This window comes from Achromobacter sp. AONIH1 (assembly GCF_002902905.1).
Classification (GTDB): domain Bacteria; phylum Pseudomonadota; class Gammaproteobacteria; order Burkholderiales; family Burkholderiaceae_B; genus Achromobacter.
In genome coordinates this window covers 3,678,657-3,704,523 of the sequence record NZ_CP026124.1, presented here as the reverse complement: position 1 = coordinate 3,704,523, position 25,867 = coordinate 3,678,657, and the positions used below count along the sequence as shown (strand labels likewise).

29 protein-coding genes are annotated in these 25,867 nt (G+C 68.9%); 10 read left to right on the top strand and 19 right to left on the bottom strand.

Annotation, left to right across the window (positions count from 1 at the left end; genetic code table 11):
- Positions 1-93 precede the first annotated feature (93 nt).
- Positions 94-1,269: a PepSY domain-containing protein gene (locus tag C2U31_RS17075; RefSeq protein ID WP_103273845.1), complete on the top strand. Its 1,176-nt coding sequence runs from the start codon at positions 94-96 to the stop codon at positions 1,267-1,269.
- Positions 1,266-1,451 (top strand): hypothetical protein, encoded by a 186-nt coding sequence (locus C2U31_RS17070; RefSeq protein ID WP_103273844.1) that lies wholly within the window; start codon positions 1,266-1,268, stop codon positions 1,449-1,451. The genes C2U31_RS17075 and C2U31_RS17070 overlap by 4 nt, the downstream gene beginning before the upstream one ends.
- A 52-nt stretch (positions 1,452-1,503) precedes the next feature.
- On the opposite strand, the gene C2U31_RS17065 is transcribed toward C2U31_RS17070, so the two are convergent.
- The gene (locus C2U31_RS17065; RefSeq protein ID WP_103273843.1) at positions 1,504-2,331 is read right to left on the bottom strand and encodes an aldo/keto reductase; all 828 of its coding nucleotides are present in this window, start codon (positions 2,329-2,331) and stop codon (positions 1,504-1,506) included.
- A 293-nt stretch (positions 2,332-2,624) separates the two neighbouring features.
- Here C2U31_RS17065 and C2U31_RS17060 point away from each other — a divergent pair, with 293 nt between their 5' ends.
- Complete coding sequence (locus C2U31_RS17060; protein ID WP_199770837.1) at positions 2,625-4,418, top strand: ABC transporter ATP-binding protein/permease; 1,794 nt, start codon at positions 2,625-2,627, stop codon at positions 4,416-4,418.
- Positions 4,419-4,471: 53 nt separating this feature from the next.
- Positions 4,472-4,855 (top strand): Rieske 2Fe-2S domain-containing protein, encoded by a 384-nt coding sequence (locus C2U31_RS17055; RefSeq protein WP_103273842.1) that lies wholly within the window; start codon positions 4,472-4,474, stop codon positions 4,853-4,855.
- Positions 4,856-4,944: 89 nt separating this feature from the next.
- On the opposite strand, the gene C2U31_RS17050 is transcribed toward C2U31_RS17055, so the two are convergent.
- Positions 4,945-5,934 (bottom strand): bile acid:sodium symporter family protein, encoded by a 990-nt coding sequence (locus C2U31_RS17050; protein ID WP_103273841.1) that lies wholly within the window; start codon positions 5,932-5,934, stop codon positions 4,945-4,947.
- Between the two features lie 106 nt (positions 5,935-6,040).
- On the opposite strand from C2U31_RS17050, the gene C2U31_RS17045 reads away from it, so the two are divergent.
- Entirely contained in the window at positions 6,041-6,883 is an 843-nt protein-coding gene (locus tag C2U31_RS17045) for a LysR substrate-binding domain-containing protein (RefSeq protein WP_103273840.1), read from the top strand.
- 106 nt (positions 6,884-6,989) lie between these two features.
- Here the strand turns inward: C2U31_RS17045 and C2U31_RS17040 are convergent, their stop codons facing one another.
- The 8 genes from C2U31_RS17040 to C2U31_RS17005 all read right to left on the bottom strand — a co-directional run bounded on the left by C2U31_RS17040 (position 6,990) and on the right by C2U31_RS17005 (position 14,485).
- Positions 6,990-7,523, bottom strand: a complete 534-nt coding sequence (locus C2U31_RS17040) for an OsmC family protein (RefSeq protein WP_103273839.1) — start codon at positions 7,521-7,523, stop codon at positions 6,990-6,992.
- Positions 7,524-7,544: 21 nt separating this feature from the next.
- Positions 7,545-9,017: a cytochrome c gene (locus C2U31_RS17035; RefSeq protein WP_233772409.1), complete on the bottom strand. Its 1,473-nt coding sequence runs from the start codon at positions 9,015-9,017 to the stop codon at positions 7,545-7,547.
- Positions 9,014-9,853 carry an ABC transporter ATP-binding protein gene (locus C2U31_RS17030; RefSeq protein WP_233772408.1) on the bottom strand — a complete coding sequence of 280 codons (840 nt, stop codon included), beginning with the start codon at positions 9,851-9,853 and terminating at the stop codon, positions 9,014-9,016. Before C2U31_RS17030 ends, C2U31_RS17035 begins: the two co-directional genes overlap by 4 nt.
- A complete protein-coding gene (locus C2U31_RS17025; protein WP_103273837.1) occupies positions 9,847-10,875 on the bottom strand; it encodes an ABC transporter permease in 1,029 nt (342 codons plus the stop codon). Before C2U31_RS17025 ends, C2U31_RS17030 begins: the two co-directional genes overlap by 7 nt.
- The gene (locus C2U31_RS17020) at positions 10,862-11,905 is read right to left on the bottom strand and encodes an ABC transporter substrate-binding protein (protein WP_103273836.1); all 1,044 of its coding nucleotides are present in this window, start codon (positions 11,903-11,905) and stop codon (positions 10,862-10,864) included. The genes C2U31_RS17025 and C2U31_RS17020 overlap by 14 nt, the downstream gene beginning before the upstream one ends.
- Before the next feature lie 164 nt (positions 11,906-12,069).
- The gene (locus C2U31_RS17015) at positions 12,070-12,420 is read right to left on the bottom strand and encodes a hypothetical protein (RefSeq protein WP_103273835.1); all 351 of its coding nucleotides are present in this window, start codon (positions 12,418-12,420) and stop codon (positions 12,070-12,072) included.
- Between the two features lie 194 nt (positions 12,421-12,614).
- Positions 12,615-13,493: an N-formylglutamate amidohydrolase gene (locus C2U31_RS17010; RefSeq protein ID WP_103273834.1), complete on the bottom strand. Its 879-nt coding sequence runs from the start codon at positions 13,491-13,493 to the stop codon at positions 12,615-12,617.
- A 2-nt stretch (positions 13,494-13,495) separates the two neighbouring features.
- Positions 13,496-14,485 (bottom strand): tripartite tricarboxylate transporter substrate binding protein, encoded by a 990-nt coding sequence (locus tag C2U31_RS17005; protein WP_103273833.1) that lies wholly within the window; start codon positions 14,483-14,485, stop codon positions 13,496-13,498.
- Positions 14,486-14,607: 122 nt separating this feature from the next.
- Between C2U31_RS17005 and C2U31_RS17000 the strand changes: the two genes are divergently transcribed.
- Positions 14,608-15,537, top strand: coding sequence for a LysR substrate-binding domain-containing protein (locus tag C2U31_RS17000; RefSeq protein ID WP_103273832.1), 930 nt, complete (start codon positions 14,608-14,610; stop codon positions 15,535-15,537).
- A 106-nt stretch (positions 15,538-15,643) separates the two neighbouring features.
- On the opposite strand, the gene C2U31_RS16995 is transcribed toward C2U31_RS17000, so the two are convergent.
- The 5 genes from C2U31_RS16995 to C2U31_RS16975 form a co-directional block, all read right to left on the bottom strand.
- Positions 15,644-15,859 (bottom strand): hypothetical protein, encoded by a 216-nt coding sequence (locus C2U31_RS16995; RefSeq protein ID WP_103273831.1) that lies wholly within the window; start codon positions 15,857-15,859, stop codon positions 15,644-15,646.
- Positions 15,860-16,103: 244 nt separating this feature from the next.
- The gene (locus tag C2U31_RS16990) at positions 16,104-17,207 is read right to left on the bottom strand and encodes an AGE family epimerase/isomerase (protein ID WP_103273830.1); all 1,104 of its coding nucleotides are present in this window, start codon (positions 17,205-17,207) and stop codon (positions 16,104-16,106) included.
- Positions 17,208-17,360: 153 nt separating this feature from the next.
- The gene (locus C2U31_RS16985; RefSeq protein WP_103273829.1) at positions 17,361-17,573 is read right to left on the bottom strand and encodes a hypothetical protein; all 213 of its coding nucleotides are present in this window, start codon (positions 17,571-17,573) and stop codon (positions 17,361-17,363) included.
- 278 nt (positions 17,574-17,851) lie between these two features.
- Complete coding sequence (locus tag C2U31_RS16980) at positions 17,852-18,076, bottom strand: hypothetical protein (RefSeq protein WP_103273828.1); 225 nt, start codon at positions 18,074-18,076, stop codon at positions 17,852-17,854.
- Between the two features lie 72 nt (positions 18,077-18,148).
- A complete protein-coding gene (locus C2U31_RS16975) occupies positions 18,149-19,060 on the bottom strand; it encodes a DMT family transporter (protein WP_103273827.1) in 912 nt (303 codons plus the stop codon).
- 159 nt (positions 19,061-19,219) lie between these two features.
- On the opposite strand from C2U31_RS16975, the gene C2U31_RS16970 reads away from it, so the two are divergent.
- Together C2U31_RS16970 and C2U31_RS16965 are read left to right on the top strand one after the other, a co-directional pair.
- Positions 19,220-19,690, top strand: coding sequence for an Lrp/AsnC family transcriptional regulator (locus C2U31_RS16970; protein ID WP_103273826.1), 471 nt, complete (start codon positions 19,220-19,222; stop codon positions 19,688-19,690).
- Positions 19,691-19,809: 119 nt separating this feature from the next.
- Positions 19,810-20,043 carry a hypothetical protein gene (locus C2U31_RS16965; protein ID WP_103273825.1) on the top strand — a complete coding sequence of 78 codons (234 nt, stop codon included), beginning with the start codon at positions 19,810-19,812 and terminating at the stop codon, positions 20,041-20,043.
- A gap of 79 nt (positions 20,044-20,122) precedes the next feature.
- On the opposite strand, the gene C2U31_RS16960 is transcribed toward C2U31_RS16965, so the two are convergent.
- Together C2U31_RS16960 and C2U31_RS16955 are read right to left on the bottom strand one after the other, a co-directional pair.
- Positions 20,123-20,719: a YSC84-related protein gene (locus C2U31_RS16960; protein ID WP_103273824.1), complete on the bottom strand. Its 597-nt coding sequence runs from the start codon at positions 20,717-20,719 to the stop codon at positions 20,123-20,125.
- A 210-nt stretch (positions 20,720-20,929) separates the two neighbouring features.
- On the bottom strand, positions 20,930-21,784 hold the full coding sequence (locus tag C2U31_RS16955) for a MurR/RpiR family transcriptional regulator (RefSeq protein ID WP_103273823.1): 855 nt from the start codon (positions 21,782-21,784) through the stop codon (positions 20,930-20,932).
- A gap of 223 nt (positions 21,785-22,007) precedes the next feature.
- On the opposite strand from C2U31_RS16955, the gene C2U31_RS16950 reads away from it, so the two are divergent.
- Entirely contained in the window at positions 22,008-23,015 is a 1,008-nt protein-coding gene (locus C2U31_RS16950) for a tripartite tricarboxylate transporter substrate binding protein (RefSeq protein ID WP_103273822.1), read from the top strand.
- An 11-nt stretch (positions 23,016-23,026) separates the two neighbouring features.
- The gene (locus tag C2U31_RS16945) at positions 23,027-23,980 is read left to right on the top strand and encodes a succinylglutamate desuccinylase/aspartoacylase family protein (protein WP_103273821.1); all 954 of its coding nucleotides are present in this window, start codon (positions 23,027-23,029) and stop codon (positions 23,978-23,980) included.
- 75 nt (positions 23,981-24,055) lie between these two features.
- On the opposite strand, the gene C2U31_RS16940 is transcribed toward C2U31_RS16945, so the two are convergent.
- Both C2U31_RS16940 and C2U31_RS16935 read right to left on the bottom strand, forming a co-directional pair.
- Positions 24,056-24,490, bottom strand: a complete 435-nt coding sequence (locus tag C2U31_RS16940; protein WP_103273820.1) for a GNAT family acetyltransferase — start codon at positions 24,488-24,490, stop codon at positions 24,056-24,058.
- Between the two features lie 325 nt (positions 24,491-24,815).
- Complete coding sequence (locus C2U31_RS16935) at positions 24,816-25,733, bottom strand: PhzF family phenazine biosynthesis protein (RefSeq protein WP_103273819.1); 918 nt, start codon at positions 25,731-25,733, stop codon at positions 24,816-24,818.
- Positions 25,734-25,867 lie beyond the last annotated feature (134 nt).

Sequence of the window (25,867 nt, the reverse complement as noted above, 5' to 3'; positions counted from 1 at the left end):
ACGAGAATAGCTATTATTCGTGATACTGTTCCGCTTCCAATCAACCGACACACCCGAGGGCCGCGCTTGCGGCCCTCCGCCGTCCCCCATCCCATGGCCTCCGCCTCCACCATCAAAACCTGGTATGTGGTCCACAAATGGACCAGCCTGATCTGTACGGCGTTCCTGCTGATCATCTGCCTGACCGGCCTGCCGCTGGTGTTCCACCACGAGATCGAGCATTGGCTGGATGACGGCAAGCCCTTGTCGGACGTGCCCGCCGGCACGCCGCGCGCCAACTTCGACAAGCTGGTGGCCCAGGCCCGCTCCATGTACCCCGCCGAAGTGGTCGACTACCTGTCCTTCGATCCGGACGAGCCGCAGGCCTTCGTCGGCATGGCCAAGAAGCCGGGCGACGGCCTGGCTTCCGGCCACGCCGTGCGCATGGACGCGCGCACCGGCGACGTGCTGTTGGACGGCCCACTCTACTCGCAGGACCGCTTTTCCTTCATGGGCATCATGCTGTCGCTGCATGTGGACCTGTTCGCCAGCCTGCCGGGCGAGCTGTTCCTGGGCTTCATGGGCCTGCTGTTCTGCGTGGCCATCGTGTCGGGCGTGGTGCTGTACGGTCCGTTCATGAAGAAACTCGAATTCGGCACGGTGCGCGCCTCGCGCTCGACCCGGCTCAAATGGCTGGACCTGCACAACCTGCTGGGCATCGTCACGCTGGTCTGGGCCTTCGTGGTGGGACTGACGGGCGTGGTCAACGAGCTGTCCACGCCGCTGTTCCGCCTGTGGCAGTCCACCGAGCTGGTCGGCATCCTGGAGCCCTACAAGGGCCAGGGCATTCCCGCCGAGCTGGCCTCGGTGCAGGCGGCGGCCGATACCGCGCGCCAGGCCATGCCCGGCACCGAGATTTCCTTCATCGCCTTTCCCGGCAACGCCTACGGCAGCCCTCACCACTACCTGGTGTGGATGCGCGGCGACACCCCGCTCACCTCGCGCCTGAACACGCCGGTGCTGGTGGACGGCGCGACCGGCGCGCTCACCACCGTGGCCCGCATGCCCTGGTACCTGACCGCGCTGGAGCTGTCGCGTCCGCTGCATTTCGGCGACTACGGCGGCATGCCGCTGAAGATCATCTGGGCCCTGCTCGACCTGATCACCATCGTGGTGCTGGTCAGCGGCCTGTACCTGTGGCTGGCGCGACGCCGCGCCACCGAAGCGCGCATCGCCGACCTGATGCGCCGGCACGAAGCGGCGGCCGCCGTGCAAAGGACGCCCGCATGAGCAAGCAGAATCGCGGTTTCATGTTCGTCTGGGGCGCGCCCATCGTGCTGGGGTTGCTGAGCGTGTTCGGCCTGCTGGCCGCGCTGCTGGGCACCGGCGGCTGGCACTGGGCTTCCTGGACGGCGCTGACCATCCTGCTGGGCGTGATCGTGCGCTACTGGGCCTTCCCGCTGGAACGCTGACGCGCGCTCCTGCCCGCGCAGCCGCGCCCGGCCCAGGCCGGGCGCGCATCGCTCATTTGCCGAAGCGCTCCGGATCCGGGCCCAACCGCGCGCCCTCGACGATGCCGTCGATGGCGTCCATGTCGGCCCGCGACAGCTCGAAATCGAACACGTCGATGTTCTCGCGGATGCGCGCCGGCGTGACCGACTTCGGAATCACGATCAGGTCGCTCTGCAGGTGCCAGCGCAGCGTGATCTGCGCCGGCGTCTTGCCATGCTTGCGCGCCAGTTCCTGGATCACCTTTTCCTGTACCGCCTTGCCCTGGGCCAGCGGGCTCCAGGATTCGGTGGCGATGCCGTGGCGCTCATGGAAGGCGCGCAGCTCGCGCTGCGCGAATCCGGGATGCAGCTCGATCTGGTTCACCGCCGGCGTCACGCCGGAATCCTTGATCAACCGGCTCAGGTTGGCCTCGGTGAAGTTCGACACGCCGATCGAGCGCGCGCGGCCGTCCTGCTTCATCTCGATCATCGCGCGCCAGGCTTCCAGAAACTTGTCGCTGCCGGCCACCGGCCAGTGGATCAGGTACAGGTCGACATAGGCCAGGCCCAGCTTGCGCAGGCTCTCGTCCATCGCCGCGTGGGCGTCGTCGTAGCCGTGCTTGTCGTTCCACAGCTTGGTGGTGATGAACAGGTCCTTGCGAGCAACGCCGGCCGCGCGCAGCCCCGCGCCCACGCCTTCCTCGTTCTGGTAAATCGCGGCCGTGTCCACGGACCTGTAGCCGGCGGCCAGCGCTTCCTTGACGCTGGCGGCGGCCTGCTCGTCCGGCACTTGCCACACGCCCAGGCCCAACTGCGGAATCCTGTTCCCGTCGTTCAATTTGACTGCGGGTACTTTCGACATAAACCCCTCCATGATTCGCGGCGCCGCCCTGGCGGCCCGGCCGCGCGACCAGGAACCGCAGCCGGGCGGAGCCCCTGGTCTGTAACACAAGGAATGCGGGCCCGTCGCGCTGCGCCCGCGATGCGATGCTGGATCGCGATGCCCTGGAATAGCAGGCCGACCCCAGGGTTTTCAGGCAGATAATAGCGCCGCTGTCCGATAATGGCGCCCTGAACCCGGCCGCCGCAAGTCGGCCGGCGCCGCGCTGGCGGCTCCGACCCGCCTCTCGCGCCCACCACCTATTCCATCTGCTCATGCCTGCCACCCCCACGCGGCCCCAGGGCCGCAACGGCTTTTCCACCCTGCGCACCCTGTTCCCCTATCTATGGCCGCCCGGACGCCCCGGCCTGAAGGCGCGCGTGGTCATCGCCCTGCTCTGTCTGTTCGCGGCCAAGGCCGCGACCGTCTACGTGCCGGTGCTGTACAAGCACGCGGTCGACGCGCTGGGCCAGGGCGCGCCCGGCGCGGTCGCCGTGCCGCTGGGCCTGATCCTGGCCTACGGCGGGGCGCGGGTGCTGTCGCTGATCTTCTCCGAACTGCGCGACGCCATCTTCGCCCGCGTCGGCCAGCACGCCATCCGCGCCGTCGGGCTGCAGATCTTCCGCCACCTGCATGGGCTGGCGCTGCGCTTTCACCTGGCGCGCCAGACCGGCGGGCTGAACCGCGCCATCGAACGCGGCACCAAGGGCATCCAGACCCTGCTGTCCTTCCTGCTGTTCAACATCCTGCCCACGTTCTTCGAGATCGGACTGGTCTGCGTGGTGCTGTGGCGCATGTTCGACGGCTGGCTGGCGCTGGCCACCGGCGCCACGGTCACGCTGTACATCGCCTACACGCTGCTGGTCACCGAATGGCGAGCCAAGTTCCGCCGCCAGATGAACGAGACCGACTCCGAGGCCAACACCAAGGCCATCGAAAGCCTGCTGAACTACGAGACGGTCAAGTACTTCGGCAACGAGGAGCACGAGGCGCGGCGCTTCGACGCCTCGCTCAGCCGCTACGAGCGCGCCGCCGTGCGCAGCCAGGTCAGCCTGTCGATCCTGAACATCGGCCAGGCCGCCATCATTTCCGCGGGCCTGACGCTGGTCATGTGGATGGCCGCCCAGGGCATCGCCGAGGGCCGCTACACGCTGGGCGACTTCGTGCTGGTCAACACCTACCTGCTGCAGCTGTATTCGCCGCTGAGCTTCTTCGGCTTCATCTACCGCGAGATCAAGCAGGCCATCATCGACATGGAGCGCATGTTCGAGCTGCTGGACCAGGATCGCGAGATCGCCGACCGGCCCGGCGCGCGCGATCTGGCCGTGTCCGGCGCCGAAGTCGAATTCCGCGACGTGCGTTTCGGCTACGACGAGCGCCGGCCGATCCTGAAGGGCGTCAGCTTCCGCATTCCGGCCGGCAAGACCGTGGCCGTGGTCGGCCCGTCCGGCGCGGGCAAGTCCACCATCGCGCGCCTGCTGTTCCGCTTCTACGACGCCGACGCCGGCGCCATCCTGATCGACGGCCAGGACCTGCGCGAAGTCACCCAGCAGAGCGTGCGCGCCGCCATCGGCGTGGTGCCGCAGGACACGGTGCTGTTCAACGACACCATCCGCTACAACATCGGCTACGGCCGCCCCGGCGCCAGCGACGCCGAGATCGAGGCCGCCGCGCGACTGGCCCATGTGCACGACCTGATCATGGCCATGCCCGACGGCTACGGCACCATGGTGGGCGAACGCGGGCTGAAGCTGTCCGGCGGCGAGAAGCAGCGCGTGGCCATCGCCCGCACGCTGCTCAAGAATCCCGCCGTGTTCCTGTTCGACGAAGCCACCAGCGCGCTGGACACCCACACCGAGCGCGAGATCCAGGCCAACCTGCGCGAAGTCAGCCAGGGTCGCAGCACGCTCATCATCGCGCACCGGCTGTCGACCGTGGCCGACGCCGACGAGATCATCGTGCTGGCCGATGGCCTGGTGGTCGAGCGCGGCCGCCACCAGGAACTGCTGGCGCGCGACGGCGTCTACGCCGGCATGTGGGCGCGGCAGCTGCGAAGCCCGGCGGATTGACAAGCCCTCCCCCACTGTCCGAAGATCGCCCCCTTTGAATCCAAGGCCCCGCCATGCAGGAATCCCCCGCCGCCCCCGAAGTCCTCGTCTGTAGCGCCGCCGACCTGGTGAACGGCGGCCTGGGCGTGAAAGTGCCGGTGCACGATGCCGCCGGCCAGACCACGGCCTTCTTCGTGCGCTACCAGGACCGCGTGCACGGCTACCTGAACCGTTGCGCCCACGTGGGCGTGGAACTGGACTGGGAAGGCAGCTTCTTCACCCGCGCGGGCGACCTCATCATGTGCGCGCGCCACGGCGCCACCTACCAGCCCGACACCGGCCTGTGCGTGGGCGGCCCCTGCAAGAACGGCCGCCTCACGGCGCTGGATGTGCAGGAACGCGACGGCGCGGTCTATTGGCGCCCCGCCGGCAAGATCCGCCCGCTGGACGCCGCCTGAGCGCGGGCCGTCCCTGGCCGCAGGACGGCTGGTGTGCTGTCCCTGGCTCGGGGGCCATACGGCGAGGCCGGCTCCAGGCCCGGGCCGCGTCAGACCCGGGCCGGCGCCGCGTCGCCTGCCGCCGGCGCTTCCCGGTCGGCATAGCGCCGCGCCAGCACCGCGCAGACCATCAGCTGCATCTGGTGGAAGATCATCAGGGGCAGCACCACGATGCCCATCTGCGACGTGCCGAACAGCACGGTCGCCAGCGGAATGCCCGAGGCCAGCGATTTCTTCGAGCCACAGAACACCAGCGTGATCTCGTTCTCCTTGGACAGGCCCAGCCGGCGCGCGCCCCAGGTGGTGATCAGCAGCACTGCGCCCAGCAATACCGCGTTGACCAGCACCATGGTGGCCAGGTCCAGCGGCGGAAAGGCGTGCCAGATGCCCTGCGCCACCGCTTCGCTGAAGGCGGTGTAGACGGCCAGCAGGATCGAGCTTCGGTCCACCTTGGACAGCACGCGGCTGTTGCGCTGGGCCCAGGCGCCGATCCAGGGTCGCAGCAGGCTACCCAACGCGAACGGCAGCAGCAATTGCAGCAGGATGCGGCCGGCGTCGGCCAGCCCGTGACCGCCGCCCTGGCGGTGCAGCAGCACGGCCACCAGCAGCGGCGTCAGCACCGTGCCCAGCAGGTTCGAAGCGGTGGCCGCGCAGATGGCGCCGGGCACGTTGCCGCGCGCCATGGACGTGAAGGCGATGGACGACTGCACCGTGGAGGACAGCGTGCAGACAAACAGCACGCCCAGCCACAGCCCCGGCGTCAGCAGCCCCGGGAACAGCGCGCGCAGCCCTAGTCCCAGCAGCGGGAACAGCACGAAGGTGCAGCCCAGGATCAGGGCATGCAGGCGCAGGTCCTTCACGCCCGCCACGATGGCGTCGGTGGACAGCCGCGCCCCATGCAGGAAGAACAGCAGCGAGATCGCCACGTTGCTGGCGACCAGCATGAACGACGCCCCCTGGCCCACGGCGGGAAACACGCTGGCCAGGATCACGGTGGCGATCAGCGTGAGGGTGAAGGCATCGGGCAGAAAGCGGCGCATGGCGGAAGTTCCAGGACAGTTCCCGGCCACTATAGGCGCGCCTCTTGCCATCGTGAAGCCCATTGATTACTTTGACTGTCATCGGAATTTCCTATTACCAGCCGCCATGCTCAATCCGCTCTGGCTCAAGACCTTCGCCGCCGCGGCCGCCGCGCCCAGCTTCACCGAGGCCGCGCGGCGGCTGGGCCTGACCCAGCCCACCGTCAGCGAACACGTGCGCCAGCTGGAGCAGGCGCTGAACCGGCGGCTGTTCGTGCGCGACACCCACACGCTGGCGCTGACCAGCGACGGCCGCAGCCTGCTGGTGCATGCGCGCATCATCCTGGACGCCCACGAACGGGCCGAACGCCTGTTCGACGCGCCCCGGCTGCGCGGCCGCGTGCGGCTGGGCACCTCCGACGACCTGGCGCTGGGGCCCCTGCCCGACGTGCTGGCCGCCTTCCGGCTGGCGCATCCCGAGGTCGAGCTGGACATCAGCATCGGCGTCACCAGCGAGCTGTACAAGCTGCTGGACGACAACGCGCTGGACGTGATGATCGGCAAGCGCCGGCGCGGCGACCGGCGCGGCCAGACGCTGCACAAGGAAGCGCTGCTGTGGCAGGCCAAGGAAGGCCTGCCGCTGGATCCCGACGCGCCGCTGCCGCTGATCCTGCTGCGCGAGCCCAGCGTCACGCGCGGGCTGGCGCTGGACGCGCTGGCGCGCGCCGGACGCAGCTGGCAGATCGTCTGCACCAGCACCAGCTATGCCGGCTGCCAGGCGGCGGCGCGCGCCGGCCTGGGCGTGACGGTGCAGCCGTCGCACCTGTCCACCGCCGGGCTCGCGCCGCCGGCCGGCGCGCAGCGGCTGCCGCCGCTGCCGCAGGTGGAATTCATCGTGATCGCGGCGCCCTCGCCCAACCGGCCCACCCGCGCGCTGACCGAGATCCTGATGCGCAGCCGGCTGGCCTGAGCGTCCGGTCCCTCTCGCCCAAACCCGCGCTCAGGCCAGCGCCCTGGCCCACGCCCTGGCCCACGCCCTGATCGCGCCCGGCTCCGCGCCCCGCTCCCGGCCCTGTCTACTGCGTCGCCGGCCGCGTGTGCCGCACGCTGCCCTCCAGCGGCTGCGGACGCTTGAGCAGGTTCAGGATGGGACACCACTGCTCCACCGCCTCGTGCACCGCGCGCACTTGCGCCTCGTCGGCGGGCGACACGATGTGCGCGGTGTAGCGGATGTTGTGCGGGAAGAACGGCACGTTCTCATAGCCCGGCTTGCCGCCGCGCGGATCCAGGTCGCCCTCGATCTCCACCTGCAGCGACTCCAGCGGCAGCTGCAATTCGGCCGCCTTGATCAGGAAGATGTGCGTCAGGCAGCTGCCCAGCGACCCGAGCAGCAGCTCGGGCGAACTGGGGCCCAGGTCGTAACCGGCGAAATCGGCGGGGCTGTCGCTCACCACCTGATGATCGCGGATGCGGATGCGGCGCACGCCGCTGCGGCCTTCGGCCGACACCTGCGCGCGCAGCTTCACGGGCTCGACGGTCTGCGGATCGCGGGCATTGCGCCGCAGCACGGCTTCGCGTTTCTGGCCCAGGTATTCGTTCAGGTTGCTCATGGCTTCTGTCTCGGTGCTTGCTCAGGAACGATGCGCGTGACGCGCATCCGGAAGGCCCGCTCCTTGCGGAGCGCGCCGGATATCGGGAATGGGGATGGGCTTGCGGTCCATAGCGCCCAGCAGCTCGCCCAGGCCCTGGGCCGAGCTGTTCTCCATGCGGCCGTCGGGGCCGCAGACGTTGTCGGCGCTGGTCCAGGCCGGCGCCGCGCCCGGCAGCCGGCGCGCGCGCAGCCAGCCGCGCCGGTCCACCATGAATTGCGCGCCGGCCAGCCCATCCTCGGGCAGGCCGGCCGCCAGCGCATAGGCGGCCCAGGCTTGCGGCCCCGTCGCCACGCAGTCCGCGTCGGCAACCGGCGCGCCGTCGCGGCTCAGGGCCACGGTCAGCAGGCGCGGGTCCTGTGGCTCGGGCGAGGCGCCCGGCGCCTGCGCCAGCACCCGCACGGGCAGGCCTCGCAGGTCCGTCAGCCAGGCCGCTCGGCCATCCCGGCACGACAGCGCCACGGCCGGCGCCGGCACCGCCGGCATGCCCGCCCCGCCGCTCAGGCCATAGGCCTGCAGCCGCAGATAGTCCAGCACGCGCCAGATGTCGTCGTCGCTCAGCGCCGCGCCAAAGGCCGGCATGGCCGGGGCGTCCTGCGGCGCGTCGCCGCCATGCGCCACGCGCCAGTGCAGCTCGCCCTCCAGCCGGTTGTCGAACAGGGCCGGACCCAGCACGCTGGGCCAGCGCGGCAGGCTGGCCGCGCGCACGCCGCGTCCGTCCGCGCCCGCCCCGTGGCAGGACGCGCAGTGCGCCTGGTACAAGGCCGCGCCGCGCAGCAGCTCCCGGTCCGAGAACGGCAGCGGCGAATGCTGGTAGGAAGTGGCCCGCGCCTCGGTCAGCAGCATGCGCGGATGCGGCCAGCTGACGCTCGCGCCCAGCGCGATGGCCGCCAGCGACAGGGCGATGCGCCAGCGACGCCAACGCCACGCCGCCAGGGCCAGCAGCACGGCCGACGCCATCTGCGCGCCGGCCCAGGCCAGCCGCCGCCAGGTATGCGGGCTGACCGGCAGGTCCGCGTCATAGCGCCAGGCAAAGGGCCAATGGGCCACCGCCAGCGACTCGCCGCCCTGCCAGGCGAAGCCCTGCCCCAGCAGCAGCGCCAGCAAGGCCAGTGCGCCGGCGGCCAGCACCGCGCCGCGACGCGCCGGCTTGCCGTCATGGGAATCCGTATCCGCCTCGCGCCGCCACAGCCATGCGGCGGCCAGGGCCAATGCCAGCGCCGCGCCCGAGGCCAGCGCCAGATGTCCGGCGCGGGAACCCAGCAGGCCCGGCAAGCCCTGTGCCCGCGACCAGCCCAAGGCCACCAGCCCGGCCACCCCGGCCAGCGTCCAGGCCGAAGCCCATGCCAGCCGCGCGCGCCCCGCCCCGCCTGCGCCCGCCAGGGCGGCCCGCGACCAGACCAGCATGGCCGCTGGCGCCGCCGCGGCCGCCAGCGCCATCGCCACGGTACTCACCACGTCGCGTCCAGGCCCAGCAGCGCCAAGGCGCGATGCCGCAACGCCGCCAGCTTCGGATCGCCCCGATGACGCGGATACGGCAGGTCATTGACGATCTCGTCCTTGATGCGCGCCGGCCGCTCGCTCAGCACCACGATGCGGGTCGCCATGAACAGCGCTTCCTCGACGTCGTGCGTCACCAGCAGCGCGGTGAAGCCCGCGCGTTGCCACAAGTCCACCAGCTCGGACTGCATGGCGATGCGGGTCAGCGAATCCAGCTTGCCCAGGGGCTCGTCCAGGATCAGGATGCGCGGGTCATTGACCAGCGCGCGCGCCAGCGCCGCGCGCTGCGCCATGCCGCCGGACAGCTGATGCGGATAAGCCTGGCCGAAGGCCTGCAGGCCGACGCGCTGCAAGGCATCGTCCACGCGCGCGCCCTGGGTCTTGAGCAGGCCGCGCGCCTGCAGGCCCAGCGCCACGTTGTTCCGGACCGTGCGCCAGGGATACAGCGTGGGGTCCTGGAACACCACGATGCGCGAGGGCGACGGACCGGCGATGGGCTCGCCGTCGGCCAGCAGCGCGCCCTCGGCTGGCGGTTCCAGTCCCGCGACCAGACGCAGCAGCGTGGACTTGCCGCAGCCGCTCGGACCGAGCAGGGCCACGAACTCGCCCGGCTGGATATCCAGGTCGATGTTGTCCAGCACCGGCAGGGCCGCGCCTTCCAGCTCGAAGCGGTGATTGACGCCGCGCACCGACAGGGCCGCGCCGCGCGCCGCCGGCGCGCCCGCCGCAGCGCCGAATCCCGGTGGATGCGCCGACGGCGCCGGGGAAACCGATTGCGCCACGGCTACCATTTGACGACTCCCTTCTGCCATGCGAGCAGGCGGTCGCGCCCCAGGAACAGCAGCGTGATCAGGCCCGAGAACACCAGCGCCATCACGATCAGCGCGCCGTACATATTGGCGTACGACGCCCAGCCCTGCGCCCAGGACAGATACCAGCCCAGGCCGGATTTCACGCCCATCATTTCGGCGGCCACCAGCACCGAGAACGACGCGCCCAGCCCCATGAACAGGCCGACGAAGACCTGCGGCAACGCCGCCGGTATGGCCACGCGCAGCACCAGGAACCACTCGCTGGCGCCCATGGTGCGCGCCACGTCGTAGTAGGCGCGGTTCACGCCCGCCACGCCGGACCAGGTCAGCACGGTGACGGGGAACCAGGTCGCCAGCGCGATCAGGAACACCGCCGCCGACCAACCGGACGGAAAGAAGTAGAACGCCATCGGCAAAAGCGCGGTCGACGGCACCGGTCCCAGGAAACGCAGCACCGGATGCACCCAGTAGCCGAGCCCGCGCGACCAGCCGATCGCCACGCCGGTCAGGAAGCCCGCCGCCGCGCCCAGCGCGAAACCGTTGAACAGCAGCCACAGCGAATTGATCAGGCTGTCCAGGAGCCGCTTGTAGTCCGAGACGTAGACCTCGATCAGCGATTGCGGCGGCGCGAAGAAGGGACTGGGCAGCAGGGCCAGCTTGGCGGTTGCCAGCTCCCAACCGCCCACGGCCACCGCCAGCGCCGCGAACCACGGTCCGGCGCGGCGCAGCGCCTGCGCCGGCCGGGCCTGTTCGCGGCCCGACACCGCCGCCAGCAGCAACAGGGCCGCCAGCGCCAGCGCCGCCACGCCGAACTCGCGCGTATAGCTCCAGGACGTGAAGCCGACCTCGATATTGGGCAGGCCCAGCGTCAGCCCGCCCACGCCGGCCCACAGCGCGGCGGCGACCGCGCCGGTCTTCCACAGGCGCCATCCCGGCGCGCGCGCGGCGCCCGCCGGAGCGCGCGCCGCGCTGGCGGCCAACGCCGCGTCAGCCGAGGACATTGGGCACCACCGCTTGCGCGTATTTGTTGATGTCCAGGTTCGCGCTCAGGACCTTGATGATCTTCAGATCCTTGGCGTAGCCCACGATTTCCTCGCGCAGCGCGGCGCCGGTGGAGGCATGGCCGTGCGTGTGGCTGCGCAGGATCTGCGCCACGCGCTCGGCCGGCACCTTGCCCGGCACGTAGGGCGCGAAGATGCGCGCGGTCTCGTCGGGATTGGACGCGGTCCAGCGCTGCGCGTCGATCACTGCGCGCGTGATGGCGGCGGCGGCCTCCGGGTCCTTGCGCACCAGGTCGCCGCGCAGGCCCAGCACGCAGCAGGTGCGGTTCTCGTAGTCGCCTTCCAGATTGGTGGCGATCTCGCGCAGCTTGTTGTCCTCGCGCAGCGTGTAGATGAGCGGATCGTCGCCAGCGATGGCGTCGACCTCGCCCTTCCTCAGCACTTCGCCGAACAGGTCCTGCGGATACTGGCGCCAGTCCACCTGATCGGGATCCAGGCCCAGCTGCGCCACGCGGATGGCGAAGAAGTTCTTCACCGGGCTGGCCTGGTCCGACACGGCCACGCGCCGGCCCTTCAGATCCTGCACGCTCTTGATGGGCGAATCGGCCGGCGTCAGCAGCCGCATGCAGCCGCCGTGCGTGCCGACGGCCAGCTTGACGTCGAAGCCCTGCTCCAGCGGCTTGAGCCAGCGCAGCGCCATGCCGATGCCGCCATCGGCATGGCCGGTGGCGATGGCTTCAAGCAGCTGATCGGTCGAGCCGCTGAAGTTGATGCGCTCGACGCGCAGGCCGTACTTGTCGAAAAAGCCGCGCTCCAGCGCCACCGACACGGGCGACTGGCAGACGGCGGTCTGGCTCCACGCGATCTTGAAAGTGCGCGGCGCGGTATTGGCCGCCAGCACGCGCGAACCCAGCATGCCGAGCGGCGCGGCCAGGCCGGCGACGCCGGCGGCGCGCAACAGCGCGCGGCGGGATATGCCGCGCGACAAACCCCGGGCGCCGTCCGCGCCCGTGTGGACTTTCGTATTCATCAACCTTCCTTATGAGCAGACTGTGAATGGCGATGCTTGCCATGCGGCATCATCCGTCTGCGCCAAGGGCCAGGACAAATACAAAGTCGGGATAACAATATGTGACCGGTGGCGCGCGGCGCCATCGGAATGCCGGCGGCAACGCCGCCGGCGCGGCGCGCGGCCTACTCCGGCAGGTGGTCGGGCACGCCTTCCGCGTCCACGCTCTTGACGCGGTCCAGCGCGTTGCGCGCGGCCGACATCGCCTCGACCGTGCTGCGAAAGCGCCGGCTGATGAAGATCTCGAAAGGCTGCGGCCCTTCCTGCTCGGGCGCCTGATCCTGCGGCTCTTCGCCTTCCTGCTGCGCCGCCTTTTCCGCCTGCGCCTTCGCGGCGTCCTTGGACGGTTTCACGGCGTCCTTGGGCGGTTTAACGGGCAGGCGCCGCGTCTCCAGAAACGCGCGCGCGGGCACGCGTCCCTCGGGTTGCGTCGCATACGCCACCACTGAAAATCCGTTGATGATCTTCTCGGCCATGCCGGTTCCTTGTCTCTTATGGCGCGGTCGCACCGCGACACGCTGCTGTCCTACGACAACGGCGGACGCGGCTGAAACTTAAGCAGCCGCCGCTGGCACAGGGGGACCCATCTTGCCAGCGCCAATAAAAACGGCGTTGACATGCGTCAACGCCGCTCTTGCCGCCTTGAGGAACCGCCATCGCGGCGTATTTTCTATTTTGTCGATTCCGTCGCGGTGATGCGCTCGCGCACATAGGCGGCGGTTTGCGACAGCACGTCGGTCAGGTCCGCGCGCAGCGCTTCGAAACCTTCGTTGCGCTCGCGGCTGGCCTCGTCCATATACAGCGGGCGGCGGATCTCGACCTGCAGGCTGTGACGGTTCAGCGCGGGCTGGCCGATCTGCGCGATCAGCTGCACGCCCTTGTAGGGATCGTTGCGCGCAACGGTATAGCCCTTGGCGCGCAAGGCGGTCTCGATCAGGGCGATGAACGCCGGTTCGCACGTACTGCCGTCGCGATCGCCCAGCACGAAGTCGGCCAAGGGATGCGGACTGGTCCGGCCCAGCCGCTCATAGGCGTCGTTGGGCATGGAATGCAGGTTCAGGTGCCAGACGGCGCCGAAGCGCCGCACGGTATCGCCGATCGCGCGCGACAGGGCCGCATGATAGGGCTCGTAATAGGCCTGGATGCGATGGCGCACCTCGGCGAGCGTGAGCTTGCGGTCGTAGATCGGCGTGGCCTTGTCCATGCGGCGCCAGATCAACCCCTTGCCCAATCGCGTCTTTTCACCGGGCTCCAGCGGCCCGGGCCAGGGTTCGGCCAACAGCTCGGGATCCAGGTCGCGCAGCGTGCGATTGGGATCGATGTACACGCGCGGAAAATTGGCGGCGACCAGGGTCGCGCCCAGCGCTGGCGCCGCCGACCACAGCGCGTCCACATGCGTGTCCTCGCCCTGGCGCAGCTGCGCCAGCGAAGCCGCGGCACCGAAATCCGCCGGATACGTCTCGCCGCTGTGCGGCGAATCACAGACCAGCGGCAACGCCGCGACAGCGGGTTCGAATACGGATACGGGCTGGAAATCGGCTTGCGTCATCGTCAGTCTGCCTGGATGTTGGCGGCCTTGGCCACCTTGGCGTAACGGGCCAGGGCCTCGTTGATCTGGGCCTGGAACTCCTGCGGTGTGGTCGGCATCAGCGTGCCGCCCACGTCCTCCGCCTTCTTGCGGAATTCCGCATTATCCATCGCCGCGCGCACCGCCTGGTTCAGGCGTTCGATCACGGCCGGCGGCGTGCCGGCCGGCGCCACCAGGCCGAACCAGCCGCCCGTGCCCATATCGGGATAGCCCAGCTCGATGTAGGTGGGCACGTCCGGCAGCAAGGGCGAACGCTGCGCGCCCAGCACGGCCAACGCGCGCAGCTTGCCGCCGGCGACCTGCGGCAGGGTCGAGGACAGGTTGTCGGTGATGGCGTCCACCTGGCCGCCCATCACGTCGTTGAGCGCCGGACCCGCGCCGCGATACGGCACGTGCAGCAGCTTCATGCCGGCCAGCATCATGAAGTTCTCGATGTTCACGTGGCCCAGCGAACCCACGCCGGGCGAGGCGAAGCTGTACTTGTCGGGCGAAGCCTTGGCCAGCGCCACGAACTCGGCCATGTTCTTGACCGGGATCTGCGGATTGACCGCGAAGATGCTGGGCACGGCCAGCACGTTGCCGATCGGCGCGAAGTCCTTGACCGGGTCGTAGTTCATCTTGCGGTAGACGGCGGGGTTGGAACCGTGCGTGCTCATCGTCGCCATGCCGATGGTGTAGCCATCCGGCGTCGAGCGGGCGACCTGCTCCATGCCGAGCGAGCCGCCGGCGCCGGCCTTGTTCTCGACCACGATGGTCTGCTTCAGGTCGCGGCCTGCGTACTCGGCCACCAGGCGCGCCACGATGTCAGTGGAACCGCCTGCGGCGAAGGGCACCACCAGCTTGATCGGCCGGGTGGGATAGTCGGCGGCGCGGGCGGCGCCGGCAAAGGTCAGCGTGGCGATGATGCCGGCGAGCGCGACGCGCGCGAACCGGCCGGAAAGGCGGCGGGACATGAGGGCTACTCCGGGAAAGTGACGTGGTCGTTGCAGGCCGCCAGTGTCCGAACTTTACGGTCGCCTTTCAAACGACTATATTGCACGCCTTCATTACCAAAGATCATGCAAGAGATCGCCCGATGCGTCTGCATTCGCCTTCCATGTCGGAGCTGCATGCCTTCGTCACGGCGGCCCGCCTGGGCAGCTTCACCCAGGCCGCCGAGGCGCTGTGCGTGACCCAGGGCGCGGTCAGCCGGGCGATCTCGCGCCTGGAGGCGCATTTCGGCCAGCCGCTGATGCGCCGCAACGCGCACGGTCTGACGCTGACCGACACTGGCCGCAAGCTCTATGACGGCGCCCAGGAACCGCTGCGCGCCATCGAAACCCTGAGCGCCGGATTGCGCGCGCAGGACCGCCGGCTGCAATTGACGCTGTCCAGCGTGCCGACGCTGGCCAGCGCCTGGCTGATGCCGCGCCTGTCCGACTTCCATCAGCGTCACCCCGAGATCCAGCTGAGCTTCGCGCCATACCGGCGCGACGAGGATTTTTCCGGCGCCACGCCCGACGCCAGCATTCTCTCGGGCGAGCGGGACCAATGGCCCGGCTGGCAGGCCGACTACGTGATCGGCCGCGAAATGGTGGTCATCTGCCATCCCGCGCGCCTGGTCGCGCGGCGGTCACAAGGCATGTGGGACACGCCCGCCGGCCTGCTGGGCGAGCCGCTGCTCTATCACGGCAATGGCGTGGAGAACTGGGCGCAATGGTTCAGCGCCGTCGGCGCGCCGCGCGAGCGACTGAAGCTGGCCAGCGGCTTCGATCAGGTCTCGCTGCTGGTGCGGGCCGTGATGGCGGACATGGGCATCGCCGTGCTGCAGCGCTGCCTGGTGCGCGATGATCTGCTGGCCGGCCGCGTCGCCGCGCCCTTCCCCGGGCTGCAGGCGCGCATCGCCCGCGGCTACCATCTCTGCGCGCCGCCACAGCGGCGCGACCACTACGCGCTGGCCTGCTTCAGGAAATGGCTGCTGGATACCGCCGGCGCGGATCCGGACGTGGCGGCGGCAGGAGGCTAGGCCTCCCTGCTCCTCGCCCGCCCCCTCTGCCGCGCCTGCGGCGCGGCCGCCAGACGTGATAAAGCCCCTCGCAAGGGGCTGGTTCCTTCGATGCCACCGTGGAAAATCAGGGCGCGAGCTTGAAGCCCAGGTCCACGCCCCATTTGTCCGTTTCGCGCAACCATTTGGCGCCGCAGCTCAGGCAGCGGAAATGATCCTCGCGGCTTTCCTCGCGGCCACGCTGCGTCGGGTTGGTGAATCCTTGGTGGCCGAGCTGCGCGTGCGGCGCGACGCCGGCCAGGCCAGGGTTAATGCGTTGGCAAGCCAAGCACATAACGCTCATTGATGCTTCCCCACAAACTTAGTTACGAAATTGTAAGGGATTTCACCAATGTTCTTCGCAAAAAATTGTTAACGAAGCAAGAATGAGTGGGAAATATGTGCAGAAATCGGACAGTCAGCGCAATCCGCGCAAGGCGCTACGCAGGATCGCCGGGTCCGCTCCGACGAAGTCAACGTGGATGCCACACTCCACATCAGCCCCACATCAGCCCCATATGGCCCCATATGGCCCGCATCAGCACGCATCAGCCCGCTTCTGACAGCGCCGCCAGGCAGGTCGCCAGGTGGTATGGCGAGGTCGACGGCATATCGCCGCGCGCCACCGCTCCCTGAGCATCCAGGCACTCGTACCAGCCGCCGGCATGCAGGAACCGGGCGCGGAAGCCATCGAGCGCCCCGGCCAGCGCTTCGCGCTCGCCCAGCACCGCCAGCATGCGCAGATACTCCGCCTGCGCCCAGATGCGGCGAGTGTCGTCGCGCACCGCGCCGTTTTCCGCCAGCGCGGCGCGCACGCCCATGGCGTCGACGCCATGGCGGCGCGCCCACTGCGCGGCGCGCGGCAGGCTCTCGGCCAGTTCGAGTCCGTCAAACACTTCGGTCGCGCCGCGCACCAGGGACAGCCATTCAAACTGATGGCCGGGTTCATGCCGGTTGTCCGGGGTTCCCTGCGGCGCCTCGGACACGCACTGCGTGGGCGCATGCACGAAATGCTGGGAGATGCCCTGCGCCAGCGCGCGCAGCCGCTGCGCGAACAACGCCGGTTCGGCCACCTGCGCGGCGGCCAGGTAGGCTTCGGTCAGATGCATCATGGGATTCTGGGCCGGGCCGCGCAGCGCGCGGCTCCAGTCCGAAGCGACAGCCGCTTCGTACAGACCGTCGGGCCGCTTGAAGCGGGCCTCGATGGTTTCCGCCGCGCCCAGCATGAGCTTGCGCGCCCCGGCGTTGCGCGAGCGCCGGAAATACGCGGCGCAGGCGAACACGATGAAGGCGTGGGTATAGAGATCCTGGGTCTCGTCCAACGGACGCGCCTGCGCGTCCACGCTGTAGCGCCAGCCGCCGCGCGCATCCTGGAAATGGGCGCACAGGGACTCGAACAGGCGGTCGGCATGCGCGGCCGCGTCGGCCCCCGACGCCTCGGCGTACACGTAGAGCTGGCGCGCGCACGCCATCGCGCGATAACGTTCGGCGGGCAGCGGATTCCCGGAAGCGGCATCCAGTGATTCGAAGGGTAGCCCGAGCGCCTGGTTGAAGCCCGGTCCCATCCACATGGGCAGGATCACTGAATCGAAATGCGCGCGCAGCGCGCGAATGCCGGCTGCGAGCGTGGAGTTGGTCTGTGCGGCTGCCATCTTGGAACGGCGCGGGCTCCAACGGAGCCTCATGTTATGGAGCAGCGACGATAACCGAAATTTTCGCTGCATTCTTTTCACCGCGCCTATAGCCAAGCGCCATGACCACACAGACCGATACGGCTACGAACTCCCTTCTGCATGGTTTCCGCGCTAGCGGAAGATGTTTTCCTCGACCCAGTTCTGCGCGAACAGTTCCGCGCGATCACGTGCCTCGTCCAACGAGGCGCAGTTGCCCAAGTGGGAAAATGCGGCATCCACTTCGGTGCCGCCCTCGGCCGTTACCGTCAGCAATACGCCATATCCGCCGGTATCCATGGCCGCTGTGGAAACGTCGATCAGTACTTCCTGGTCACGATGCTGCATGTGTTACCTCCCAGTCGGTTACCTAAACGCGTGAACCACGCGTGACGCGGCGGGTGCAGAAAGCCCGCTCGTATGAATAGACCTGCAAACGTCACGCGAGTTCATCTTACCGGTGCCGCGCGCGCGGCGATACCGCGACGGGGCGCGAAATCGCCTATTCCATCTCAGGAGATTCCCGCATGCCGCGCGGGCGCGCGCGCAAAGGCCGCAGCCTTGCCGCCTTCCGGGAAAACATTCGCAAGATTCTTTGGAATTTCGGCGCGCGCCGACGCGCCGCGTCAGCGCAGATGGATGGCGCCGGGCTCTTCCATGCGCAGGGCCAGCAGGCCCTTGTCGGTGATGCGCCAGCGGCCGTCGTCATCGGCCTCGATGCAGCGCAAGGTCTGGAGCGCCTGGGCGATGTCGGCGGGAATTTCCGCCTGCGCGGCGCCCGGCTGCGCATTGTCCGCGACCGTGCGCAGCCAATGGCCCAATTCACCCTTCTGGAAACGATGCAATGCCATGCCGTACTCTCTGATTCAAACTCGCTGTCGCCGGGTTCAACGATAGCACGGCGCCAGCGGCGAGCCCTGCCCTCATGACGCGCGCAGCGCCAGCGGGCGCTTCAGCCGCGAGGCCACCGCCGAGGCCGCCACGCTGAGCGCGATGAGTCCCAGGCCCAGGGCCAGATCGGCGGAGATGCGCTCGTGGAATACCAGCGAGGACACGACCAGGCCAATCACCGGCACGCACAGCATGGCGATGGACGTGGCCACAGGCGGCAGCTTCTGCGTCATGCCCAGCACCACGATGAAGGTCAGCGCCGTCGCCAGCGGCCCGGTGTAGAAGATCACGGGCCAGGCGTCCGGCACGGCCAGGAAAGCCGGCGCGCCGTCGCGCAGGCAAGCCAGCGCGGCCAGCGGCACGGTCGCGATGCCGGTCTGCCAGGGAATCATGTCGGCGCCCAGCCGCACATGGCGATTGCCGCGCAGCTGGATGATGTTGCAGGCCCAGGCGAACGAGGCGCCCAGCAGCATGACCAACCCGATCACCGTGTGCGCCTGCCAGGGGCTGAAAGCGGGCGCCACGATCACGCCGATGCCCGCGTAGCTCAGCAGCGTGGCCAGCCACTGCGCGGCGGAAAGGCGTTCCTTCAGCACCAGCGCGGACAGCGGGATGACCCAGATCGACGTGGCGTAGGCGATCACCGAGGCGCGGCCGGGCGCCACATACTGCAAGGCCCACAGCGCCAACGCCGTGAACGCGCCCATCTGCAGCAGCGCCACGCCGGCGACCAGCGGCCACTCCTGCCGCGTCGGCGGCCGCAACCGGCCCATCAGCCCCAACACCAGCGCGCTGATCAGCGCCGCCGAGCCGAAGCGGCTGGCCGCCAGCCAGAGCGGACTCATGTGGTCCAGCCCCAGCTTCATGACGGGCCAGTTGCCGCCCCAGATCATCACCGCGCCCACCAGGGGCAGAAAACCGCGCATGCTGCTGTACTGACTCATTGCTGCCTGATTTACCGCTGTTTATTCCGTGCCTCGGCCCTTTTGCCGAAGAAGGCGAAAGTCTATAGGGTTAACCCCAGCATTATTGACTTCAATTTACCGCAACCACAGGCATACTCAGCACAAACCAATCGACTATCCCTTTTTCATAGGTCATTCATGCTGGACATCAACCTGGACGCCACCGACATCCGGATCCTGAACGAACTTCAGCGCGACGCGCGCCTGACCAATGTGGAACTGGCCGCCCGGGTCAATCTGTCGGCCTCGCCCTGTCTGGCCCGGGTGCGGCGCCTGGAAACCGAGGGCCTGATCGACCGCCGCGTCACGCTGCTGAACGCGCGCAAGCTGGGCCTGAAGGTCAACGTGTTCATCCAGATCTCGCTGGACAAGCAGCGCAAGGCCGCCCTGGACGTGTTCGAGCGCGAGATCGCGGTGCTGCCGGAGATCATGGAGTGCTACCTGATGTCGGGCGACGCCGACTACCTGGTGCGCGCGCTGGTGCCCGACGTGGACGCGCTGGAACGGCTGATCGTCGAGCACATCACGCGCATCCCCGGCGTGGCCAGCATCCGCTCCAGCTTCGCGCTCAAGCAGGTGCTCTACACCACCGCGGTGCCGCTGGCCTAAACCCGCGCAAACCCATACGCCGCGCGGCTTGCGGGATGCCGCCATGCCCCGCACAATGAAGGCGCATGGCGCCCGCCGCCGGCAGGCGCCGTTTCCCAACGCCACCCAAGGAGCACACCATGCCCGAAACCGACTGGTTCCCCGGCGGCGCGCTGCCCGACCGCCAGGGATATTTCGAAGTGGAGTTCGCCTCCGGCGAAACCGAGATCACGCGCTACGGCCTGCTGGGATGGGAGCCCGAGGAATCGCGCGGCCGCATCCTGCGCTGGCGCGGCCTGGATCCTGAAATCGAAGCCGCCGAGATCGCGCGCGCGCAAGCCGTGCGCCAGGGCGGCGACGCCGCCATGCTTTGAAATGGAAAGCGGCCGGCAAAGCCGGCCGCTGCTGCCCGCGCAGCGCGGGCGGTCCGGCGCCCATGGCGCCGGTCAAGGATCACAGTCCGTCGATCTTGGATATCTTCGTGCCGGCCAGCGACACACCGGCCATCAGCCCGCCATTGTTCATCACGAAGCCCACCACCGGCTGCTGCGCCGTGTTGGTGTCGATGCGGCCATTCGCGCCGATATCCACCACCGCGACAGTCGCGTCGGCCCCAACGGTCCAACCGCTGCTGTTACGGAACTTGTCCAACGCGCCTTGCGTCATGAACAGCAACACCATGGCCTTGGACTGCGCGCCGGCCTGGAAGCCGATCGAGCCGGCGGTGGTGCTGTAGTAGCCGGCATTGGCGCCGCCCACGCGCAGCACGCCCTTGCCGTGCTCGGCGCCGATGATGAAGCTGCCGCTCAGCACGTCCGGGAATATCAGCACGCCCTTGGCGCGCGCCACCAACTCCTTCGACTGCGGCGACGCCTGGTAGAGCTTGCCCAAGGTCTCGTCGGCCGCGCTGCTGAGCGACTTGCGCTGCTCGGCGGGCGTGGCCGATGAAGTCGGCGTGGTGGTCGTGCAGCCGGCGAAGAGCAGGCCGGCGACGCTGATGGTCGCGGCGGCCAGGCCGGCGCGGCGGAACATGGGAAGAGAATCGAACATGGAACGCTCCTTGTTGTTGTCATCCGCCCCCACTGTAACTGCCAGGGGGGCCAAGGCAAGCCACACGATTGTGATAAACGCAACAAAACCTGCCACGGCACTTCAGTAGATGCCGCCATGCAACCGCGCGCGCAGCGCGCCGGCAACATCTGGTAGGAGTTTACGGGAAAATACATACAGTCTGGCCCGGCGGCCAACAGGCGCCGGCGTTCAAGAGCGTATCCATTGCGCGTCCCACAAGGCCTCGCCACGCGCGAGCGCCTCGCCCAGCGGCTGCCTGCAGCGCTGCGCCACCGCCGCCAGCAAGGCATTGCACAGCGCCATCGGCGCGGTGTAGGAATCGAACGGCGAGGCGCTGGAGCACTGCGCCACCAGCACCTGGTCGGCCCAACGCGCGGCCGGCGCGGAAGCCGAGTCGGTGATCAGCACCACCTTCGCGCCGCGCTCGCGGAACACACGCAGCGCCTTGGCCGCCGCCACCGAGTAGCGCCGGAAGGTGAAGGCCAGCAGCACGTCGCGTTCGTCCACCCATAGCAACTGGTCTTCCAGGAACAACGGCCCCTGCGTGGCCAGCGGCCGCACGGCCGGCAGGCACAGGTTCAGGTACAGCGCCGCGTAGCCGGCCAGCGGCGCGGCCTGCCTCAGCCCCAGCACGTGCACGCGCGCCTTGCGTTGCGTCAGCGCGCGCACCGCGGCCTCGAACACCGCCGGATCCACCGTGGAGAAGGTCGCCTGCAAATTGTGCTGGTCATGCAGCAGCGCGTTGTGCAGGCAGGCGCGCGCACCGTGGCCGTCGGCGCCCATAGCGTCGGCGCGCTCGCCCGGCGAGGCCAGCCGGGCGGTGACTTCCGCGCGCGCCTCGGTCTGCGCCTGCGCATAGCTGTCGTAGCCCAGCTTGGCGAGCAGGCGCACCACGGTCGAGGCGCTGGTGCCCACCGCCCGTGCCAGCGCGGTGGCGGATTCCAGCAGGCTTTGCGGATAACGCGCCAGCATCTCGTCGACAAGCAGGCGCTCGGTCTTGGAGAGTTTGCGGCCATAGCCCGCGATGCGTTGGTTCAGGTTCATGGTGAGGGGCGATTCTACAAGGACGTTCTGGCTCGCGGCATGACGCGGCGGGTCGTGCCGCGAGCCGGCTCGACCCGCCCAGACCCGACGCCACGCCCGGGGCATCCGTAGGTGATAACCCCAGGGTCTCACAAAGCTCATTGCATTTTATATTTCAATTTTGCAATTCACTTTGCATATTTTTCACTCCCGCATTTCTCAAGTCCCTAACCCAGATCCCGTCATGACTCACCCACCCGCAGCCGTCTGCGGCCGGCGCCGCAGCCTGCTGCAAGCCGGCCTGGGCGCCGCCCTGTTGCCACTCGCGCCCTTGGCCGTCCGCGCCGATGCCTATCCCTCCCGGCCCATCACGCTGGTGGTGCCCTTTCCCGCCGGCGGCTCCGTCGACCTGATCGGCCGCATCTATGCCGAACGGCTGGCGAAGGTGCTGGGCGTGAGCGTGATCATCGAGAACCGCGACGGCGCCGGCGGCTCCATCGGCAGCCAGCGCGTGGCCCGCGCCAAGGCGGACGGCTACACGCTGGTGGCTTCGTCGCAAAGCTCGCACCTGGCCAACCCGCTGATGCACAGCAACCTGGGCTACGACCCGATCCAGGACTTCAGCGCTATCTCGCAGCTGTCGCGGTCGCTGAACGCGCTGGTGGTGCATCCGGACGTACCGGCCCGCACGCTGACGGAATTCGTCGCGCACCTGAAGGCCAATCCCGACCAGCTTCATTTCGGCACGGCGGGCGTGGGCAGCATGGGCCAGCTCAACGCCGAACTGTTCAAGAGCACGCTGGGCGTGAAGGCCGTGCACGTGCCCTACCGTGGCGGCGGCCCGCTGATCAGCGGACTGCTGTCGAACCAGGTGCAGTTCATGCTGGACAACCTGGCGCCCATGCTGCCTTACATCCAGTCCGGCAAGCTGCGCGCCCTGGCGATCGCCGCGCCCGCGCGTCCGGCCTACCTGCCCGACGTGCCGACCTTCGCCGAACTTGGTCATCCGACGCTCAACACGACCTCGTGGATCGGGCTGGCGGCGCCCGCCGGCACGCCCGCCGACGTGCTCCAGACGCTGCTGCAGGCCGTGCGGACCGTCGCCCGCCAGGAAGAATTGCAGCAGACGCTGGAGAAAAACGGCGCCCTGCCGCCCGACGAACAGACGCCGGCCCAGTTCACTGCCATGATGTCCGAACGCCTGTCCCTGTATAAAGACCTGATTGAACGCGCCGGCATCCGGCCCGAATGAGAACCGCAACCATGGACCATCCCGACTTCGCCCCCGACACCGCGCCGCTGGAAGTGCTGCCGCGCGACCTCTCCGCCTATCGCGCCGGCAACACCGGCGTCGACTATGTCCACCGCTTCGAATCTGGCCGCCCCGGCCCGCACGTGCTGATCAACGCGCTCACGCACGGCAACGAGATCTGCGGCATGGTGGCCGCCACGCACCTGCTGGACAACGCGGTGCGCCCCAAGATCGGCACGCTCACGGTGAGCTTCGCCAATATCGAAGCCTACGAGGCCTTCGACCTGGAGCGCCCCTACGAGAATCGCCAGCTGGTGCACAACCTGAACCGCATCTGGACGCCCGAACTGCTCGACGGCAGCGAACAAAGCCCCGAGCTGCGCCGCGCGCGCGAGCTGCGCCCGGTGCTGGACGCCGCCGACTACATCCTCGACATCCATTCGACGCGCGCGCCGGTGCAGCCGTTCTTGGTCTACTACGACCTGCCGCGCAACGCCGCGCTGGCCACCGCCGTCGGCACGCCCGAAGTGCAGCTGGTGATGCCGGCCGAGCGTTTTCCCGGCACCGGCGTCATGGGTCATGGCCGCCATGGCGATCCGCAGTCCGACAGCGGCGGCGCCGTGGTGGTGGAATGCGGCCAGCACTTCGCGCGCTCGGCGGCCGACCTGGCCACCGACGTGACGCTGCGCTTCCTGGGCCACCTGGGCCTGATCGACACGCCGGCCTCGGCCGAGACCGCGCCGCCCGCGCGACGCTACATGCTGCTGGAAGTGCACATGGTGAAGTCCACCGACTTCCGCTTCACGCGCCCGGTGCTGGGCTTCGAGGTCTTCCAGAAAGGCGAACTCATCGCCATCAACGGCGGCGAAGAGATCCGCTCGCCTTGCGACGACTGCACCATCTTCATGCCGACCCGCATGCCCGTGGTCGGACGCGAAGCGGTGTACCTGACCGTGCAGATCTGAGCGCGGGCAGGACCGCGCGCAACACGGACGCGGCAAGCGCGGGAAGGCGGCCAGCCTTCCCGTATTCGCGCCGCCTCACAGGTCCGGGATCAGGCGCTTGCCCATGCTCACCACGTCGTCCATGCCAAAGCCCAGGCTCTCGTAGAAACCACGCACGGCCGCGTTTTCCGCACGGATCAGCAGATTGATCTTGGGGCAGCCCAGCTCCAGCAGCTTGCGTTCGGCCACGCGCATCAGCATCGAGGCATAGCCGCGCCGGCGGCAGTCCGGCGCCACTGCAAGGTAGTTGATCCAGCCGCGATGCCCGTCGTACCCGGCCATTGTCGCGGCCACGATGCGTCCGCCAGCCTCGCCCACCAGGAACAGCCCGGGCTGCACCGTCAGCTTGCGGGCCACGTCCTTCTTCGGGTCGTTCCAGGGCCGCGTCAGACCGCTGTCGTGCCACAGCTGGATGACGGCGGCCTCATCGGCCGGATGGAAAGCGCGGATGTTCAGATCGTGATGCGACATGCTTCGTTCCTCGGAAAGGGAAAAACGAAGGCCGGACGATACGCCTGCGGACGGGATACTGCGCGAAAAACAAAAAGGCCACGGGACATATCGTGGCCTTCTGCAATGCGGCGCCTGGACGGCGCCCGGACGTGACGGGCCACTCAACGCATGCGTCGAGCGGTTCGTCGGGAATCGGCCCGGCAGGGCCGGGCGGTGGTAATCGGATTCATGTGCGCCAGCTTAGCGGCGATGCGCAATCCTGGCAAGACACTCGGCTTGTCGCGCCGCCGGCTCGTGGACGACGCGCTCACCGCCCGCTCGCCCGTTACCCGCGCTAGACTGCTCAAGACGCGGCAGGCGCCACCAGCGTGCCTTCCATCACGACCACCGCGTTGCCCGCCACGCCCGCCCACACACCGTCCTGCCGGACCTCTGCATGCGCGTGCAGCAGGCTGGCGCGCCCCATGTCCACGCCCTGTCCCACGCGCAGTCGCAGCGTGGTCCCCGCGCCCCGCAATGCCGCGCGCAGCGCCGTGGCCGCTGCGGTGGCGCTGCCGGTGGCAGGGTCTTCCGTCATGCGGCCCGTGAACATGCGGGCCTGGATGTCGGTCGGCCCCTGCCCCGTGTCCGCCGCCGTGTCGGTCGTATAGGCATAGATGGAACGCGCGTCGTCCAGCGGCAGCAGCGCCGCATAGCCGGCAGGATTCGGCGACGCGCGGCGCAGCGCAACGCGGCTGGCCAGCTGGACCACCAGGAAGGTCAGGCCGACCGACACGACTTGCGGCGCGTGCTCGGCCGTCTCGATGTCCCCGGGCGCCAGGCGCAAGGCCCGCGCCACCGCATCCACGGGCGCCAAGGCGCGCCGGGACAGCGGCTGCGGCGCCTGCAACTCGGCGCCGTTCACGTCCGCCCCTTCGCGCCGCAGCGCGATCCGCACCAGTCCGGCCGCCTCTTCGAACACGAACGCGTCCGGCACGGGACGTCCCGATGCCGCCAGCTCGCGCGCCAGCACCACCGCCGTGCCGACATTGGGATGTCCGGCGAAAGGCACTTCCCGATCGGGCGTGAAGATCCGCACCTCGGCCGTGTGCGCCGGATCGCGCGCCGGCAGCACGAAGCTGGTCTCGGAGAAATTGAACTCGCGCGCGATGCGCTGCATCTGCGCGGCATCCAGGCCTTGCGCGTCGAGCACGACGGCCAGCGGATTGCCGCCATAGGCGTGGCGGGTGAAGACATCGGCGACAACGTAGCGATAGGGCATGGAACGGATCCTGGTTGGCTGCGCGCGCCGCCCGCGCAAGGTGCGCGGACGAGTTGCGGGCGCGCCATCAGTATGGGCAAGGTCCGGCCGCGCCGCCATGCACAGAGCGGCCGGGATTGCGCCATAACAGCCTG

Bases quoted from the DNA above. Each gene is read 5' to 3' on its own strand.
- C2U31_RS16990 (WP_103273830.1), bottom strand. From the start codon at position 17,207: ATGGCAGCCGCACAGACCAACTCCACGCTCGCAGCCGGCATTCGCGCG.
- C2U31_RS17075 (WP_103273845.1), top strand. From the start codon at position 94: ATGGCCTCCGCCTCCACCATCAAAACCTGGTATGTGGTCCACAAATGG.
- C2U31_RS17060 (WP_199770837.1), top strand. From the start codon at position 2,625: ATGCCTGCCACCCCCACGCGGCCCCAGGGCCGCAACGGCTTTTCCACC.
- C2U31_RS17040 (WP_103273839.1), bottom strand. From the start codon at position 7,523: ATGAGCAACCTGAACGAATACCTGGGCCAGAAACGCGAAGCCGTGCTG.
- C2U31_RS17000 (WP_103273832.1), top strand. From the start codon at position 14,608: ATGCGTCTGCATTCGCCTTCCATGTCGGAGCTGCATGCCTTCGTCACG.
- C2U31_RS17020 (WP_103273836.1), bottom strand. From the start codon at position 11,905: ATGAATACGAAAGTCCACACGGGCGCGGACGGCGCCCGGGGTTTGTCG.
- C2U31_RS17055 (WP_103273842.1), top strand. From the start codon at position 4,472: ATGCAGGAATCCCCCGCCGCCCCCGAAGTCCTCGTCTGTAGCGCCGCC.
- C2U31_RS17005 (WP_103273833.1), bottom strand. From the start codon at position 14,485: ATGTCCCGCCGCCTTTCCGGCCGGTTCGCGCGCGTCGCGCTCGCCGGC.
- C2U31_RS16940 (WP_103273820.1), bottom strand. From the start codon at position 24,490: ATGTCGCATCACGATCTGAACATCCGCGCTTTCCATCCGGCCGATGAG.
- C2U31_RS16950 (WP_103273822.1), top strand. From the start codon at position 22,008: ATGACTCACCCACCCGCAGCCGTCTGCGGCCGGCGCCGCAGCCTGCTG.
- C2U31_RS16985 (WP_103273829.1), bottom strand. From the start codon at position 17,573: ATGCAGCATCGTGACCAGGAAGTACTGATCGACGTTTCCACAGCGGCC.
- C2U31_RS16945 (WP_103273821.1), top strand. From the start codon at position 23,027: ATGGACCATCCCGACTTCGCCCCCGACACCGCGCCGCTGGAAGTGCTG.
- C2U31_RS16955 (WP_103273823.1), bottom strand. From the start codon at position 21,784: ATGAACCTGAACCAACGCATCGCGGGCTATGGCCGCAAACTCTCCAAG.
- C2U31_RS17065 (WP_103273843.1), bottom strand. From the start codon at position 2,331: ATGTCGAAAGTACCCGCAGTCAAATTGAACGACGGGAACAGGATTCCG.
- C2U31_RS16965 (WP_103273825.1), top strand. From the start codon at position 19,810: ATGCCCGAAACCGACTGGTTCCCCGGCGGCGCGCTGCCCGACCGCCAG.
- C2U31_RS16995 (WP_103273831.1), bottom strand. From the start codon at position 15,859: ATGAGCGTTATGTGCTTGGCTTGCCAACGCATTAACCCTGGCCTGGCC.
- C2U31_RS16975 (WP_103273827.1), bottom strand. From the start codon at position 19,060: ATGAGTCAGTACAGCAGCATGCGCGGTTTTCTGCCCCTGGTGGGCGCG.
- C2U31_RS16960 (WP_103273824.1), bottom strand. From the start codon at position 20,719: ATGTTCGATTCTCTTCCCATGTTCCGCCGCGCCGGCCTGGCCGCCGCG.
- C2U31_RS17050 (WP_103273841.1), bottom strand. From the start codon at position 5,934: ATGCGCCGCTTTCTGCCCGATGCCTTCACCCTCACGCTGATCGCCACC.
- C2U31_RS17015 (WP_103273835.1), bottom strand. From the start codon at position 12,420: ATGGCCGAGAAGATCATCAACGGATTTTCAGTGGTGGCGTATGCGACG.
- C2U31_RS17030 (WP_233772408.1), bottom strand. From the start codon at position 9,853: ATGGTAGCCGTGGCGCAATCGGTTTCCCCGGCGCCGTCGGCGCATCCA.
- C2U31_RS17010 (WP_103273834.1), bottom strand. From the start codon at position 13,493: ATGACGCAAGCCGATTTCCAGCCCGTATCCGTATTCGAACCCGCTGTC.
- C2U31_RS17045 (WP_103273840.1), top strand. From the start codon at position 6,041: ATGCTCAATCCGCTCTGGCTCAAGACCTTCGCCGCCGCGGCCGCCGCG.
- C2U31_RS16935 (WP_103273819.1), bottom strand. From the start codon at position 25,733: ATGCCCTATCGCTACGTTGTCGCCGATGTCTTCACCCGCCACGCCTAT.
- C2U31_RS17070 (WP_103273844.1), top strand. From the start codon at position 1,266: ATGAGCAAGCAGAATCGCGGTTTCATGTTCGTCTGGGGCGCGCCCATC.
- C2U31_RS17025 (WP_103273837.1), bottom strand. From the start codon at position 10,875: ATGTCCTCGGCTGACGCGGCGTTGGCCGCCAGCGCGGCGCGCGCTCCG.
- C2U31_RS16980 (WP_103273828.1), bottom strand. From the start codon at position 18,076: ATGGCATTGCATCGTTTCCAGAAGGGTGAATTGGGCCATTGGCTGCGC.
- C2U31_RS16970 (WP_103273826.1), top strand. From the start codon at position 19,220: ATGCTGGACATCAACCTGGACGCCACCGACATCCGGATCCTGAACGAA.